This is a genomic window from Enterococcus sp. DIV1537a, assembly GCF_051712085.1.
GTDB lineage: Bacteria > Bacillota > Bacilli > Lactobacillales > Enterococcaceae > Enterococcus > Enterococcus faecalis.
In genome coordinates this window covers 944,432-960,181 of sequence record NZ_JBIOOE010000001.1, presented here as the reverse complement: position 1 = coordinate 960,181, position 15,750 = coordinate 944,432, and the positions used below count along the sequence as shown (strand labels likewise).

Here is a 15,750-nt window from a genome sequence, read left to right as displayed (position 1 = left end):
CGGAAACATGTGTTTGTTTTTACACATTTCCGTCCTTCTCTTTTACTCATTGTCTCTTTTATTGTTTTGACACTTCTGGTATTGGACCAAACCGTGAGAATGGCCACATCACAAATTTCACTTCACCCAAAATATCTTTTTTATGAATAAAACCAATGACACGACCGTCTTTTGAATTCCGTCGATTATCACCTAAAACAAAGTAGCTATCTGCTGGTACTTTTTCTTTTAATGAAAAATCGCCTGTCAAAGGTTGACCATCTGTTAAGGCTTTTTTAAATTCATCTAAATAGGGTTCGTCAACTTCTTTTCCATTGATGTACAACGTATCATCCTTGTACGCAATTGTATCTCCAGGTAAACCAATCACACGTTTAATATAATTTTTATCTGGTTCATCTGGCGCTGGGAAAGTAATAATATCGAAACGATTAATTTCTGTGTTTTTTAACGTAATTACCCGTTCACCATCTGCTAACGTTGGATCCATTGAATGACCTCTCACTACGACAGGCGTAAATACAAATTGTCTCAGTAAAAACAGACCCAAAGCTAAACAGGCAAAAAAGACGACTGTTTTAATTAATTCTTTTGATTTCAAACTCATTCCTCCAAAAACCTTATTATCTTATGTCTCATATTCTACCACAAAGTAAATCAATCCTATAGTGCTTAACACCCAATTAATTTTTATGTACGCTTTTTTTACAAAATGGTCAGAAAAAAAACGTATTTCTTTCAAATTTGATTCTTACTTTTTTGATCCTGCTCATAAAAAAAGCATAATCAATTCTAAAAAGGGCTGAATTGATTATGCTTCTAGCGTTTTAGCGATCCATCACAACCACGTAACAAACTTCTAAAGGACCATGCAACCCGACAACCAGTTGCATTTCAATATCTCCTGAATTAGAAGGCCCTGAAATAAAGTGAATCGCTGAGCCGATTTTTTCGCCTTTTTCTATTTTTTCTGTATAAAAAGCTGCTGGCTGAGTCGAACGTGGAACGAGTTTGCTAAACGGTATAATTGAAATGTAATGCTTCGGTAAAAAATGTAAGGCTCTGCCTTGTCCCGCATTGGACTCCACCACAATCGTTCCTGATTCAGCTAGTAAAAACTCAGCAAAGGCAATCGCAATATTTGCCTGAGCAGCTGTTTGAATATTCGCTTCTCGTTGCTCACTTCCAGGTTGCCATTGCTTAACAGAAACAGCCTCTAATGACTTAGCTAAATCAGCTAATCCATAGGCTTCAAAACGTGCATCTGTTGGCAATAAAAGATTGCCCCCACCAAACTCAGCAACAATTTGCTGAATCGTCGTCAGTAAATTTTCTTGTGTGGTTTCCACTAAGTTCGTGTGAATCGTTTCCACACGTTCTTTCACAATCGTTAATAGCTCTGCTGGTGTTTTATCTGCCAACTGTTCTTCTGGTAAATGATTAACTGGCTCAAATGGATGGGCCGAAACAGGCTGTTTTTCTACGTCTAATTTTTCTCGTAGATTTTGTAAAAAAGGTTCTCGATTTTGAATCGCTTCGTTAGTCATTTTTTTCACCTTCTTGATGTTTTTTGAACCAACTTCTGAAGTTTTCTGAAGATTTTGGTGGTCTTGGCAAATCACGAACATCGGTCCAACCTTTTACTAACCCTGGTCCTTTATCAAGGTAGCCCCCATGATTATACATGTTTTCAACAGTAATTTCTTTTTGTTTACTTAAAATGCCCGCTGCAGCATGATCGACTTTCATGGCTGCTTTAAACATTGCTGGTGAACCAGTGGCTTTACCTACCATACGCATTTGGAAATCTTCAAATCCATGTTTCATTTTCAGATCATCGGTCATCACTTTACGATGTTCAATTAATAATTCGTGCAATGGAATTTTCACAGGACACGTTTCCGTACATGCCCCACAAAGACTAGACGCATAAGGCAATTCCCCAAACTGTTTATATCCACCTAAAATTGGAGAAAGCACAGCACCAATTGGTCCTGGATAAATAGAGCCATAACCGTGCCCTCCAATATGGCGATAGACCGGACAAACATTCAGACAAGACCCACAACGAATACACTGTAAGACTGGCTGAAAGGCTGTTCCTAACGCTTTTGAACGTCCGTTATCCAAAATGACCACGTGAAATTCTTCTGGACCATCGGATTCATCCGCATTTTTTTGCCCGGCAAACGTCACATACGTTGTTAAATTTTGACCAACGGCACTTCTGGCTAAAAGGTTATCTAAAACCTCTGCTTCACGCATTGTTGGTACGATTCTTTCCATTCCCATTAACACGATTTGTGTCTTAGGAATACTGATGGTCAAATCAGCATTTCCTTCATTTGTATTTAAGTTAATTAAGCCGCTATCCGCAATAGCGAAATTACAACCTGTAATGCCAATCTCCGCTTCCAAAAAGAATTTGCGCATCACTTCTCGTGCACAGCGTGCCAAATTTACCGGGTCATTATCTCCTTGATACCCTAATTTTTTCGCAAAAACCTGACGAATCTGTTCGCGATTTTTATGAATACTTGGGAAAACAATATGTGACGGCTCATCCCAGTCATCCATTTGTAAAATGAATTCCGCCAAGTCTGTTTCCATCACACTGACATCGTCTAATCCCAATAACATTGGATCAATATCGACTTCGGTCGTCACCATTGATTTAGATTTCACAATTTTTTTCGCCTTTTTTTCTAGAACCACTTGTTTCACATATTCATTGGCCTCTTCGGCGGTTTGAGCAAAAAAGACTTTGCCACCTCGTTTGGCGACGTTATCACTGAACTCTTCTAAATAGTCAGGCAGATACTGAATTGTATGTTGGCGAATTTGTTCTCCCAGTTCACGCCATTGTGGCCAATTGCCTAAAGCTTCCCGCGCACCTTCTCGTTTCTCCCATTGGGCATCTTGTGCTTTGGCGACAGCCTTTTGCATAAACACATCTTTTTTACTTTCTTCAATTCGTTCACTTAACGGCTTATTGCTCGTTGATAATCCCACAGTTCTTCCCCCTTACCCTACCGATATGATTTGTGGTTGGTCCATGCGTGATTCATCCACTTCGTGATTAAGGACTTCTGCAATATGCATAATCTTAATCTTTTTCCCATCACGATTGAATTTACCCCCGATATTCATCAGGCAACCCATATCCGCACTAATTAAAATTTCTGCGCCTGTATCAATCACATCGTTCATTTTTTCCGTCACCATTTGTTCAGAAATAGCTGGCATTTTCACTGAAAACGTTCCGCCAAATCCGCAACAATTTTCAAGATGTCCTAAAGGAATCATTTCTAATCCTTTCACATGATCTAACAAAACAAAAGGCGATTCTCGTTCATTTAAAATTCGCGTCATATGACAAGAACGATGATAAGTGGCTTTCCCATGTAACGTTGCGCCAACATCTTTGACCCCTAAGACACGATAAAGAAACTGACTAAACTCATAAGTTCGCTCAGCTAAACGTTGTGCTTTTGGTCCATAAATAGGATCATCTGCTAAAAATTTGTGGTATTCTTTCATCATGCCGACACAAGACCCCGCAGGTCCCACCACATAATCGGCACCGTCAAAACTATCAATTTGATTCTTAAGCGTTGTCGTGCTCTCTGTCACATAGCCACTATTGTACGTTGGCTGACCACAACACGTTTGGCTTGTTGGTAAAACCATTTCACAGCCATACCGTTCCAAAACCTCTACCATTGCTTGCCCTACATTTGGAAAAAGTAAATCCACCACGCATGTCGAAAATATACTCACTTTCACGCAAAATAACCTCCTCGTTTTCTACGAAAAGGCTCCATGAAATTAATTGGGCGGCTGTCATTAAAAGTCACTTGGCTGTCGTCTCTAACTACTTCACAGTGCCTTTTCAACAAATACGTTATTTGTAACAAAAATCGTTTTTTAAAATGATTCTTATACAATAATTATTTTACCAGTATCTGGTTTTAACAGCAAACGATTCCAGAAATTTTGTGCATTTTCACACAAAAAAGGAGGCTTTTTTATAAAAGTTTCTTTTAACCCCTTTGAAATTCGTTTTTTCTGAAGAAAAGAGTGACGAAATTTTGAAATTTTGGTAAACTAAGAAAAAACGAGAAACGAGGGCCATGCATGTTCATTTCATTTAACATGTTTATTCTATTAATTGTTGCAACGATCCTAATGATTTTTCTGATTATCTATTTGACAGTCACTGGAAATGATAAAAATAATAAAAAGAAACAAAAGAAAGAAACAAAAAGAACTACGCCAACTTTAAACAAAAAAACAACCGTTCCCCCTTCTCAGAAGCCAAATGTTGTGACTGATGTTGCAAAAAAGAGCGAGCCGGAAAAGCAAGCCGTACAACGAACACAGAAACCAACCACTAGAGAGGACGAGACTTCTCAATTTACACGAAGCCAACGTCATAAATGAAAATGGGACATAAGTCGAAATGACTTATGTCCCATTTTCTAATTCTTAAGATAATCAGCTGAACAAAAAATCCGCTAGTTGTTTCACTTTTTCTTTTAATTAATGATAGTTTATTCTTCTTTTCAGGTGTATACTAAATGATTGAAAAGAGACTTTAACTAATTAGGAAGAGGTGATTTTTTGTCTGCAAAGCGGTTTATTCAATTATTCATTTGTTATGCTATTTCAATGATTGTCGCAATACTTTTAACGGACTTATTTAATTTCTCGAGTCCTATAGCTTATTTAGTAGTGGCTAGTATCATCGGCTATGTAGTCATTACTGTTCCATTAACAATTATGACTCTATTAAAAAATAAAAATTAATAAAAAAATTGAGCGATTTTAATCACTTAAATTGCTCGATTTTTTTATTTTCATAATATTTTTCACTTATTTTTTCATTTTCATTGACAGAATAGTTGTAATTGTCAGAAAATTGTATATAATAAAGAAAGTTATTTTCATATTATTTTTTTCAATTAAAGGAGAATCCTATGAGTGAAACACAACAAACAACCTTAAAAAAACAATTAAGCTCGCGCCACATTACGATGTTAGCCTTAGGGGGAGCGATTGGCGCAGGTCTTTTTAAAGGAAGTGGCGAAGCAATTGGTATTGCTGGTCCTTCTGTTTTAATCGCCTTTCTAATTGGCGGTGCTGTTCTCTTCATCGTCATGAGTGGTTTAGGAAAACTTGTTTTAGATGGCGGAGACACACATCATGGTTTGTCTGGCTTAGTTCGACCATTTTTAGGTGCACATTCTGCTGACTTTATTGATTGGGTTTATTATTCCATGTGGACAATTAATATTATCGCAGAAGCGGTTGCCGCAGCTTCCTTTTTACAACTTTGGTTTCCTAATATTCCTGCTTGGTTTTTTGTTTTCATTTTAGCTATTTTAACGACGCTCATCAATCTTTACTCGGTTCGTTTATTTGCAGAAACAGAATATTGGTTGGCGTTTGCTAAAATTAGTGTCATCATTTTGTTAATTATTTTTGGTGTTTATCTGGTGGGACAACAAATGCTAGGCAGTGGTGTCTTCCCTACTTTACAAAGTATCACCGATCATGGTGGCTTCGCCCCACATGGCATGAAAGGTATTGTTAATTCTTTATTAGTAGTTATTTATTCTTATGGCGGTTCAGAATTAATCGCGATTACTGTCAGTGAAGCAGATGATCCTAAAAAAGCCATTCCTAAAGCGATTCGTGGTGTGATGGGACGGATTATTTCCTTCTATATCATTCCATTATTCTTACTTTTGATTATTTTCCCTTGGAATACATTAGCAGGCACAACGGTGAGTCCATTTGTTATGGTTTTTGAAAAAATGAATATTCCTTTTGCTGCTGACATCGTAAATTTTGTGATTATTTTAGCCTTGTTTTCTTCTATTAATTCTGGAGTATACGCCTCTTCTCGCCTTTTATATTTTCGCTTAAAAGATAAAAAAGGACCCATGAGTAAACTTGCGGTTTTAAACAAGCACCAAGTACCTCAACGTTCAGTTTTCTTCTGCGCCAGTGTTTTATATCTAGGCGTTATTCTTTCTTATTTTGTTGGCGATGAATTATTTGGTTACTTAGCCGGTTCTCTCTCTTACACTGTCTTGCTAATTTGGATTTTAATTAGCGCTGCGGCGTTTGTTCTTTCTTTAAAACGAGGGTCTCTCTTTGAAAAAAGTATTAATCTCCTTGCTTTAATCATTTTAGGACTCATCTTTATTGGCATCTTATTTACAAATTCGTTAGGCGTTACTCTTTTAACAGGCCTATTGTACTTTGTTATTTTCTTTAGTTATCGTAAGAAAAATGATTCCTTTCTACTCTCTGATGAAAGCTAAATAGACTGAAAAAACGAACAGTTTTGTAAGAGAACTGTTCGTTTTTTCGATGTTCCATCTCCTTCTTCTTTTGCTATGCTATTTTTGTAAATTGTTAGGAGGAGAAAAAATGAAAAAAATCGGCGCTATTTTATTTATTGGCTTATTGATTGTTGGTGGTTATACAGGCTATCGTTATTATGCAGATACATATAAGGGTGAAAAAGCCTATGCACAAGTTCCTCTAGAAATTACTGAACGAAAACAAACAGTAGATGACAATCAAAAAAGCATAGATGGTCAATATTCTTTACACTATCGACTAACTTTTGTTAAAAGTAATGGAAAAACACAAGTCATGGATTACGAACGGACAGACAAAAATCCGCAACCTTTGGAACCAAATGCTTACATAGAAGCAACCATTAGTAAAAAAAGAATCATCCAATCTCCTGTCAAAATTGATAAAAAAGAGATTCCAGAAAAAGCTTTCGCACAATTAAATAACCGAAAAACAACCAGCGATAATTAGTCATCGCTGGTTGTTTTTTTACATGGAATAACAATTAATTCATAAATAATGGTACGCTGATTTTGCTTAATTTCATGAGAACCAAAAATTTCTTGTACGCGTTGTTCTAAAATTGTAACTGACCATTGTTCTTCAAAATAGTTGCGGAAAAAGTCTTTTGAAATAGTTTCTGATGCTTCAAAGAAAAATTTTTTTGTGAAAAAAGGTCGCTGTTCTTTTTTTAGAAATGCTTTGTATTTTGCCATCCAATTTAACTGCGGGTTGCTCTCTTGCTCAAAAGGAGAAAATAACGAATCTTGCTCTTCCACTAGCCGAAATATAAGACACCATTTCTCACTTAATTGGCACAATGCATTAACTTTTTCCGGCGTATCCAAAGCAGGGTTCATCGCTGAAAAAACGACTTGAAATTTTTTCCCAGTCTCAATCAGTCTTTCTTGGCTTTGGTGAAGAAAAACAACGTTGCTTGGTGCTTTTGCTTCCGCGATCTCCAACATTCTCTGAGAAATATCGGCTAGCGTATACTCCGTGACTTGCTCTTGAAAAAAAGGTAAGTATCGTCCTGTCCCACCTGCAATATCCAGAAATGTCTGACACGGAAAAAGACCTTCTTGGACCAAGAAATCACGTAATTCTCGGGCAATTGGAAATGGCGATTCTTGTTGAATTTCTTCATATTCTTCTGCAAATTCATCCCAAAATTCCGCTAATTCTTGCTCATTATTATTCATCAATAGTTGCCCCTTTCTCTCAATTCTTATAAAAAGTGTAGCAAAAGAAGCGCCAAAGAGCTAACAAGTTCACTCATTTAAATCAATAATTTCATCTACAAATCGCAGGGTTTTAGGTCGATGAGTAACCAAAATAGTCAACTTATTGTGGGTAAATTTTTGTACTTCTCGTAACACTTTTTCTTCGGTCTTTTCGTCCAATGCAGAAGTCGCCTCATCTAAAATAAGGATCTCTGCTTGTGTAAATGCTAAGCGTGTGAAAGCAATCCGTTGTTTCTCGCCACCAGAAAAATTCATTCCTTTTTCACTCACAATAGTGTTTAAGCCTTCCGGTAACCGTTCATAAAGTTCCCCCAACTGAAAACGATACATAGCTTCAATTACTTGGTCATCAGAAATTTCTTGATTCAATACAATATTTTCTTTCAACGTTCCTTGAAATATTGGCACATCTTGAGATAAATAAAAAACTTTTTCATAATAATCTTCCAAATTAAATTGTGTTAGAGGAAATTGATTCACATAAACTGTCCCCTCTGTCGGCTTCAATAATCCTAAAATCAATTTAATCAGGGTAGATTTGCCTGTCCCACTTTTTCCAATCAAGCCATAGATTTTATTCATTGAAAATTGTCGATTTTGTTGGGACATAATCGTTTGACTATCTACGCTAAAACACACATCTTTTAATGAAATTGTTTGAATTTCAGGTAACGCTTTGCCCGAAACCGCTAAGTCAGGATCATCTTCTTTTTTATAAAAATCTTCCAAGCGCTGATAGGCTACTTTATCCAAATTATATTGAACAAATAAAACATTAAATATGGCTATCGGCGTATAAATTCGATCGATATACATCACTATCGCTACAAGTCCACCTAAACTTAACGTCACGACGTTAGTAAAACTAAGTACGACAATACTTACTTTGATAAGTGCGACTAACAAAGCAAAAAAGCCAAAGAAAAATTCATGGATCATAGTCATTTTTGTTATATTTTGACTATTTTCCTCTGCCATTAACGCGTAATTTTCAATCTCTTTTTTATATTTTCGATTAATTCTAAAAGTTACTAGTTCTGTCATCCCTCGTATCAAAGTAGCATTCATTGCTTCTTCAGAAATAAGTGTTTTTTCTTTCATTTTTTGTAGCGTTTTCAAAAGTATTTTGGTTAAAATAAATACAATCACATAACCAATTAGAATTGCTCGCAGTAATTTTTTATCAATCAATGCTATGAAAAATAAATTAAATAACGTCTCTGGAATTAGCTCTCGAAATAAGCGTCCATAAAAATTCAAGTGGATATTTCTCCCAGCTGCTGCACCAACTTCTACTTTTTGTAGTAAAGCTCCCGCTCCCAGTTTTAGATATTCTTCATAGGAAATCTTGCTCATTTTTATTAAACTTAATTTCTTCAAATAGAAATAGATGCCATTAGTTAAGTAAGCTTTCGGTTTCTGTTCACAGTAAGACAATAGCGGAATTAAAATAATTGTCGTTCCATACGCTACTAACAACCCTAGTTGGAAACTTTTTTGATAATGATCTAACAACTGTTGAAAAAAATAAATTGCTAAAGCACTACATAATGAAACAATCACACCAATCAAAATGTACCAAGTGAAGCTTTTCTGAAAGTGCGACCATATTTTTTTAGTCATTTACTCCCTCCTTTTCGAGCAATACATACCTTACTGTAGCATAGTTTTTGATTGGCGCCTATCAGCAATTTATCTCCAGATAATAGAAAAGCCCCCCAGCGAAAGCTGGATGGCTTTTCTATTGTTAATTCTTTCTGATTTGTAGATAACTTACACCTAAAACGGCAAATGTACTTGCCAGTATTCCTGCTATTAGCATAAACGGTGTTTTTGTTGTGCCTGTTTTGGGAAGTTCTCGTTGCCCGTTTGCTTCATTTAATTTTTGAATTGGTTCACTAAGCAGTTGGGGAGCCAACTGTGGGCTTCCTTCATTTTTCAATGTGTTTAATGGAGCGTTTAGTATTTGTGGTTGATTTTTTGATGTAATAGTTTTATTTGTCTCCACAGTTGTTTCTGTGGATGGCTGTTTTTTCTCAGTTGTAGTAATTTCTTTTGTTGGCGAGACATGAACTTCTGGTTGGCTGCTTTCTGCGGTTTCTGTTGTGCCATTCTCTTCAGTTGTTACGCTTGGTTTTTCAGGTATGATTGGCTCAATCGTGCCTAACGTTTCACTTTCATCTGGATTTTCTTCTTCCGTTGGCGACACATTAACTTCTGGTTGGCTGCTTTCTGCAGTTTCTGTTGTGCCATTCTCTTCAGTTGTTACGCTTGGTTTTTCAGGTATGATTGGCTCAATCGTGCCTAACGTTTCACTTTCATCTGGATTTTCTTCTTCCGTTGGCGACACATGGACTTCTGGTTGACTGCTTTCTGCAGTTTCCGTTGTGCCATTCTCTTCAATTGTTACGCTTGGTTTTTCAGGTAGGATTGGCTCAATCGTGCCTAGTGTTTCACTTTCATCTGGATTTTCTTCTTCTGTTGGTGAAACATGAACTTCTGGTTGGCTGCTTTCTGCGGTTTCTGTTGTGTCTGTCTTTTCACTTGTTTCTGTTGCCTGTTCCGAAGTAGGTGTCTTTGGTTCCCATTCTTCTATTGTCTCTAAAGGAATGTCTAGACTTTCTTCTGTTGGCATTTCCACATTTTGATTGCCGCTTGCCTCGCCTTCTACAAAAACATTTTTAACCTGTGATGTATTTTTTTCATTCATTGCGTCTTGATTGTTTAGTTGATAATTGATGTCATAACTATTTTCAAATGTTGCTTGATGTTGGCCTGCTTCTGTGATTGTCGAAGTGTAACGGACGATAAAGGAAGTAAAGCGTGCTTTATCCCGATAAAAACGTAAATTAAAGTCATTATCTGTTACGAAGTCAATTTTGCCATAACCTTGTTGCTCAAACTCGGCAAGTGAAATATATTTAGTTTCTTTGTCATTCACAATATCAAATGTAAAACTCTCTTTATTTAATTGTTGACCACTTCCTTGTCGATCCGCAATTGAAATATCTTCAGTGACATCGGATTTATTGAGGTTCACATTTAAAAACCAACGTACTTGATTTGACTCTCCAGCCAAATCGCCTACTTTATAAAAAAACGGATAGTCTCGCTCAATTTGGCCAGTCTCTGTGTTAGTCACTCCTTCAATCGTCAAACGTTGAGTCGCCGTTGCTGTTCCGAAATCCGTTTCTATCACATTCGGTTGCGAACTATTGGTGATAAGCGTTTTAATCCCGAAAGAAAAATGCCCATTCACATTATGTAAAGATTCAACTTTTTCGTTAAATGTTGCTACAACATGATCTTTATAGATAAAAACTTCCCCTAAACCATTTAAATTGATTTTTCGTGGTGAACCATCGTTCTCGGTCATTCCAACTAGTGCGTCTGGTAAAGTTAAAGTAATAGTATCTCCAGGTTTTATTTTCTGATTTTCTTTGTCACTAAAAGATACTTTAATGGAGGTCATCTCCCCTTGATATAAAGTAGTGTGATCTAATTCTACTTTGTCAACGATTGAACTTTTGCTCAATTCGGCGCCAAACGAAATTGGACCAATCAATAACGCCCCCGCAATTGGTAGAATCATTACCAACAGTAACACTAAAAATTTTACACTTTTTGTCATAAAAAATTATTCACCCTTCTTTTCTCTTATTTTTTCCACTTAGTGGTCTTTTTCAGAAGTTGACAATAGCAAAAAGATATGTCTCGTACAATATTAATGCTCATTTAAGTAGCCTTTTTTTTAAATTTCTAATTCACTTCCTAAGGAAAACGTTTTATTATGGTAGTTACATTAGATAACATTTGTTACAAAATATCTAATGCTGCCAAGTTTGAGTTGCATAAATAACATATTTCACATCAATAATGAATAAAAATACTTATTTCATCCTCATTTTGTTTCCCCGGCCATTTATTCTTGTTATAATAAAAGTTATGAGATAAGGAGGAAAAGAATGAAAAATTCATATTTTGACGGTGGTTTAGCCACGTATATCGGGACTTCAATTTTAGCAACCTTGATTACTGTCTTTACATTAGGCATTTGCGCACCTTGGGGAATTTGTATGATGTACAACTGGAAAATCAAGCATACCGTTATTGATGGTAAACGCCTTTATTTTGACGGTACAGCTATGCAATTATTCGGTCATTGGATTAAATGGCTTTTATTAACTATAATTACTTTAGGAATTTATGGTTTTTGGTTGAATATCCGTTTGCAACAATGGATTACAAAACATACCCACACACTTGCATAAAAAGAGGAAGGATGAACTGAGTTACGGTCCATCCTTCCTCTTTTTATGAATATCTAACAGAGTGTTATCCTACTCTTTGAAAAAACAAGGAATTTATGCTATACTTTGATAAGTATCAAGGGATACTTATGTTATTTCGGGGGCGTTACGGATTCGACAGGCATAGTTGAGCTTGAATTGCGTTTCGTAGGTTACGGCTACGTTAAAACGTTACAGTTAAATATAACTGCTAAAAACGAAAACAATTCTTTCGCTTTAGCTGCCTAAAAACCAGCTAGCGAAGATCCTCCCGGCATCGCCCATGTGCTCGGGTCAGGGTCCTAATCGAAGTGGGATACGCTAAATTTTTCCGTCTGTAAAATTTAGAAGAGCTTACCAGACTAGCAATACAGAATGCCTGTCACTCGGCACGCTGTAAAGCGAACCTTTAAATGAGTGTCTATGAACGTAGAGATTTAAGTGGCAATATGTTTGGACGCGGGTTCGACTCCCGCCGTCTCCATTTTTAGAAAAGTAGAGAAAAACAAAAAAGAGCTAAAACCTTATAAAATAAAGGTTTTAGCTCTTTTAATTTCTATAAGAAAAGGATAAAAAAGAAGAGAAATGCAAAATATTTTGCACTGGTTTTGCATTCTGATCATTTTAAAGTCTATTTTTATTTCATCAAATACTATTCGCATATTTTACATACAAAAAAGCTCTACTCTCCATGATTGAGAAGTAGAACTTTTACATTTCTAATTATTCTATCCATTCATCATCGAAATATTCGTCCACAAATTCATCTATTGTTTCGCAGTGTTCTGGTTCTTCCTCGAATGGATTTTCTTCAGGTATATGTTCTTCACTCCATTTCGTGAAATTATGAATCTGAATATGTCTTATATCGTAAAAATCGATTTCTTGTTCACCAATCAGCACAACATCGAATTCTGCCATCCCACGGAAAACACCAAAAACATGTGGTTTAACACGATCATATTCATCTAATGAGTTCAGCTGAATTTCTAGTACCTTATTTTGTTTAATTGAGCGATCTAAAAAATATTCTATTTGGTTTTGGGATTGCTGCGGCAGTCTCTCGATATTGCGAGCGTGATATTCATCAGTACTCTTTATTGCTTCAGTTAATTCGCCTAACGGAAACGCCGTTGGCCACTTTAATTCAAAAGGACGGTCAACATAATCGTTGTAAGGTTTAAACTCTTTTTTAGTTCGTCTCACCATCTGATACACTCTCCTATCAGAAACATCATACGAACGTTTGTTCTATTTTTCAACAAAAAATATTAACATAACAAAAAAACACCTATCTCTCATAAGAAAGAGAGCTAGGTGTTTTACTATGGACCATAAAGGGATCGAACCTGTGACCTACGCGTTACGAGTTACTAAATAACAATAAGAATTAACTTAAATTCGCTTAAGATAAACAATTATATGTCTTGTGTTTAAACAACTTTGAGTAACTTTTACAACTTTATGCCCACGTTTCTGCCCACGAAAAATTGAAAATCCACGTTATTTTATACTGAATTCCAATTAACTAATTCGAATCACTGAAAAAGTTTATGATATAATAAAATGACATATACTTGAATCAATAAAATTTTTATGAAATGGGGAATTATAGTGCACTTAGGCCATGATAATTTTAGAACTAAAAAACTACCTATAAAATTAATTATACTATCGCTTGTTATCATTACAGTAGGATGTTTTGCACTTAATCAAAACTCAAAAAAACGAGTGCTTGTTGAAGAACATAAAGAAGAAACTAAACCTTCTTCAAAAAAAATTTTTTCAACAAATTTGTCAAACCTTGAAGGCTATTATATTGGACTAAAAAATAAATCTCAAAAACAAAATTCTGATCCTATAGTAATTACCTATATAAATTACGAAAAGTTGACTAACAATGATAGTAAGGCTTATTTTTCAACTAAACTCATTAATGACACTGCTTCTTTAGAGATACCGAATGCATTAGATGAATTAGCTACCCAACCAGATTTAATAAATAAAACTTTCTCAACTCTAGCTCGTATCGCCGATAACTTTTTTACCGCTAACATGAATGAAGGTAAAGACGGTAATAAATTATTTCACGACTTAATGCTCTATGTCCCCTATAGTCCTAATAATTATCAAATTTTTCTTCAAATTGATAATGATAACGGAGAAACAGATAACTACATGCTTGTTAAATCAACCAAAGAAGAGCTAAGTGCATTAGAAAAAGTCCCCGTAGATGAATTTCGAGATAAAATTTTAACTAAAAAATTAAACTTACTCAACTTTGATAATACTGAAAGAGCTTTTTATAATGTGGCATCTAATTATGTAGGCTATAAAAGCATACCTGTATTAGAATAATGTATTAAAGCAATTATTTCTTGTTAGTGATTGAAAAATTATCAATCATGTTCTTATGGACCATGACGGATTCGAACCATCGACCGAACGGTTATGAGCCGTTTGCTCTAACCAACTGAGCTAATGGTCCTAAAAAGAGCCGCCTTGGGGAAGACGACTCAAGAGAAATTTAATAAGTGTATCCTTATTTTATATTAAAACTATCAATAGTTCAACGTTTGTCCTGGATAAATCACGTTAGGATTATCTAAACCGTTTTGTTGTGCTAACTCTTGATAAGTCGTGCCAAGCTTAACTGCAATGCTTGATAATGTGTCACCGTATTGAATCGTGTAAACGTTGCTTACTGCTGATCCATTGACTTTCAAAACTTGACTAGGATAAATAAGATTTGGATTAGCCAATCCATTTAAAGCCGCCAATCTTTGATAGTTTGTTCCGTATTGATAAGCAATGCTTGATAATGTTTCGCCGTATTGTACCACATGAGTCGCTTCTGGTTGTTTATCAGGAACAGTTGCCGCATCTGGCAATAATTCAATATCGCTTTTGCTGATCCATGACAAGATACCTTCAAGCAATACTCTGCTCTCAGTTACTTCTTGTACTTTATAACTGTTTCCTTTTACCCATTGCGGAATAGCTTCGCCAGTTGCCCAAGCATCAACACTAAATTTCACTTTAACAGTGTCGCCCACTTTAACATCGGAACTTGGCGTATTTTCTACTTCTTTACCTTCCTCAATAGCTGGTGTGTTTGTTGCTGGTTGGTTATTCTTTGTATAACCATTATCAGTAATACCTGTTAAATCAACGTTACCATCTAGCCCTCCTGCAACGTAGGTTGACGTGAACTGAAAAATACCGATATTTTCAAATGAAGGAAAATAATTGTAATTTGGATAAGGTGTCACTTCATAATCTGGATATTCTGCCATCCATAATTGATACTTCTTTGCAATTCGTGATAAATCATAAGATGAAGTAAGATACCCTTTGTATCCGTAAAGCATCGGTGTATATCCAGCCTCTTTGATATAGTCTAACGCCCATAGCGTTACATCCGTCGATTGAACGCCGTCTTCCGCATCTAAGGCGACAATTGATCCCTTTGGTGTTTGAACTTTAGGTAAAAAGTAATCTAATACTTGCTTTGCATTTTCGTAGGTAAGGACGTTTTGCCACCATACATACGTATGCGCTCGTTTACCTTGAGCAATCGTACTAGCTACTTGACTAGAATAAGTAACTTGATCATAAATCCCATAGTTGTTTTGCCCACCAATTTGTGAAATTGAGAATTTATCATGTGCATAACCAAATGTTGCTTGATACCCATTCCAAATAGACAAATCCACACCTTGATCTCCTTTAGCGGCGAGTACAGCTGTAGGCATAAAAAACAGAGCGACAAGCGCTCCTGCTAAAATTTTCTTTTTCATTTAAAAACCTCTTTCCTATTTTTTAAACAAAAAAAGAAACGACAC

At 35.8% G+C, this 15,750-nt stretch carries 15 protein-coding genes, 1 tRNA gene and 1 other RNA gene; 7 read left to right on the top strand and 10 right to left on the bottom strand.

The genetic code is table 11. The features are described from left to right. Positions 1–58: 58 nt before the first annotated feature. The 4 genes from lepB to IGJ41_RS04890 form a co-directional block, all read right to left on the bottom strand. Positions 59–607 (bottom strand): signal peptidase I, encoded by a 549-nt coding sequence (gene lepB, locus IGJ41_RS04905; protein ID WP_002358039.1) that lies wholly within the window; start codon positions 605–607, stop codon positions 59–61. Between the two features lie 220 nt (positions 608–827). Beyond that, positions 828–1,547, bottom strand: coding sequence for a LutC/YkgG family protein (locus tag IGJ41_RS04900; protein ID WP_002358040.1), 720 nt, complete (start codon positions 1,545–1,547; stop codon positions 828–830). Beyond that, on the bottom strand, positions 1,540–3,012 hold the full coding sequence (locus IGJ41_RS04895) for a LutB/LldF family L-lactate oxidation iron-sulfur protein (RefSeq protein WP_002358041.1): 1,473 nt from the start codon (positions 3,010–3,012) through the stop codon (positions 1,540–1,542). The genes IGJ41_RS04900 and IGJ41_RS04895 overlap by 8 nt, the downstream gene beginning before the upstream one ends. A 12-nt stretch (positions 3,013–3,024) precedes the next feature. Then, positions 3,025–3,786 (bottom strand): (Fe-S)-binding protein, encoded by a 762-nt coding sequence (locus IGJ41_RS04890; protein WP_075582634.1) that lies wholly within the window; start codon positions 3,784–3,786, stop codon positions 3,025–3,027. 369 nt (positions 3,787–4,155) lie between these two features. On the opposite strand from IGJ41_RS04890, the gene IGJ41_RS04885 reads away from it, so the two are divergent. The 4 genes from IGJ41_RS04885 (at position 4,156) to IGJ41_RS04870 (ending at position 6,843) form a co-directional block, all read left to right on the top strand. Further along, positions 4,156–4,443 (top strand): hypothetical protein, encoded by a 288-nt coding sequence (locus IGJ41_RS04885; RefSeq protein ID WP_002390077.1) that lies wholly within the window; start codon positions 4,156–4,158, stop codon positions 4,441–4,443. 180 nt (positions 4,444–4,623) lie between these two features. Next, a complete protein-coding gene (locus IGJ41_RS04880; RefSeq protein ID WP_002358046.1) occupies positions 4,624–4,809 on the top strand; it encodes a hypothetical protein in 186 nt (61 codons plus the stop codon). A 170-nt stretch (positions 4,810–4,979) separates the two neighbouring features. Beyond that, the gene (locus tag IGJ41_RS04875) at positions 4,980–6,332 is read left to right on the top strand and encodes an amino acid permease (protein WP_002382100.1); all 1,353 of its coding nucleotides are present in this window, start codon (positions 4,980–4,982) and stop codon (positions 6,330–6,332) included. 109 nt (positions 6,333–6,441) lie between these two features. Continuing rightward, positions 6,442–6,843: a YxeA family protein gene (locus IGJ41_RS04870; RefSeq protein ID WP_438713990.1), complete on the top strand. Its 402-nt coding sequence runs from the start codon at positions 6,442–6,444 to the stop codon at positions 6,841–6,843. Here IGJ41_RS04870 and IGJ41_RS04865 read toward each other — a convergent pair. The 3 genes from IGJ41_RS04865 to IGJ41_RS04855 form a co-directional block, all read right to left on the bottom strand. Then, positions 6,840–7,574 carry a class I SAM-dependent methyltransferase gene (locus IGJ41_RS04865; protein ID WP_104855639.1) on the bottom strand — a complete coding sequence of 245 codons (735 nt, stop codon included), beginning with the start codon at positions 7,572–7,574 and terminating at the stop codon, positions 6,840–6,842. The genes IGJ41_RS04870 and IGJ41_RS04865 overlap by 4 nt on opposite strands. Before the next feature lie 69 nt (positions 7,575–7,643). Beyond that, entirely contained in the window at positions 7,644–9,239 is a 1,596-nt protein-coding gene (locus tag IGJ41_RS04860; protein WP_173963589.1) for an ATP-binding cassette domain-containing protein, read from the bottom strand. Between the two features lie 124 nt (positions 9,240–9,363). Beyond that, positions 9,364–11,247: a collagen binding domain-containing protein gene (locus IGJ41_RS04855; RefSeq protein ID WP_173963590.1), complete on the bottom strand. Its 1,884-nt coding sequence runs from the start codon at positions 11,245–11,247 to the stop codon at positions 9,364–9,366. A gap of 334 nt (positions 11,248–11,581) precedes the next feature. Between IGJ41_RS04855 and IGJ41_RS04850 the strand changes: the two genes are divergently transcribed. Together IGJ41_RS04850 and ssrA are read left to right on the top strand one after the other, a co-directional pair. Then, on the top strand, positions 11,582–11,887 hold the full coding sequence (locus tag IGJ41_RS04850; RefSeq protein WP_002375213.1) for a DUF898 family protein: 306 nt from the start codon (positions 11,582–11,584) through the stop codon (positions 11,885–11,887). 138 nt (positions 11,888–12,025) lie between these two features. Then, positions 12,026–12,392, top strand: a transfer-messenger RNA (tmRNA) gene (ssrA, locus tag IGJ41_RS04845). Between the two features lie 236 nt (positions 12,393–12,628). Here ssrA and IGJ41_RS04840 read toward each other — a convergent pair. Continuing rightward, the gene (locus tag IGJ41_RS04840) at positions 12,629–13,114 is read right to left on the bottom strand and encodes a hypothetical protein (RefSeq protein WP_174098142.1); all 486 of its coding nucleotides are present in this window, start codon (positions 13,112–13,114) and stop codon (positions 12,629–12,631) included. A 405-nt stretch (positions 13,115–13,519) separates the two neighbouring features. Between IGJ41_RS04840 and IGJ41_RS04835 the strand changes: the two genes are divergently transcribed. Next, positions 13,520–14,263, top strand: coding sequence for a hypothetical protein (locus IGJ41_RS04835; protein ID WP_048955606.1), 744 nt, complete (start codon positions 13,520–13,522; stop codon positions 14,261–14,263). A 56-nt stretch (positions 14,264–14,319) separates the two neighbouring features. On the opposite strand, the gene IGJ41_RS04830 is transcribed toward IGJ41_RS04835, so the two are convergent. Beyond that, a tRNA-Ile gene (locus tag IGJ41_RS04830) sits at positions 14,320–14,393 on the bottom strand. 73 nt (positions 14,394–14,466) lie between these two features. After that, positions 14,467–15,705 (bottom strand): LysM peptidoglycan-binding domain-containing protein, encoded by a 1,239-nt coding sequence (locus IGJ41_RS04825; protein ID WP_438713986.1) that lies wholly within the window; start codon positions 15,703–15,705, stop codon positions 14,467–14,469. Between the last annotated feature and the right edge of the window lie 45 nt (positions 15,706–15,750).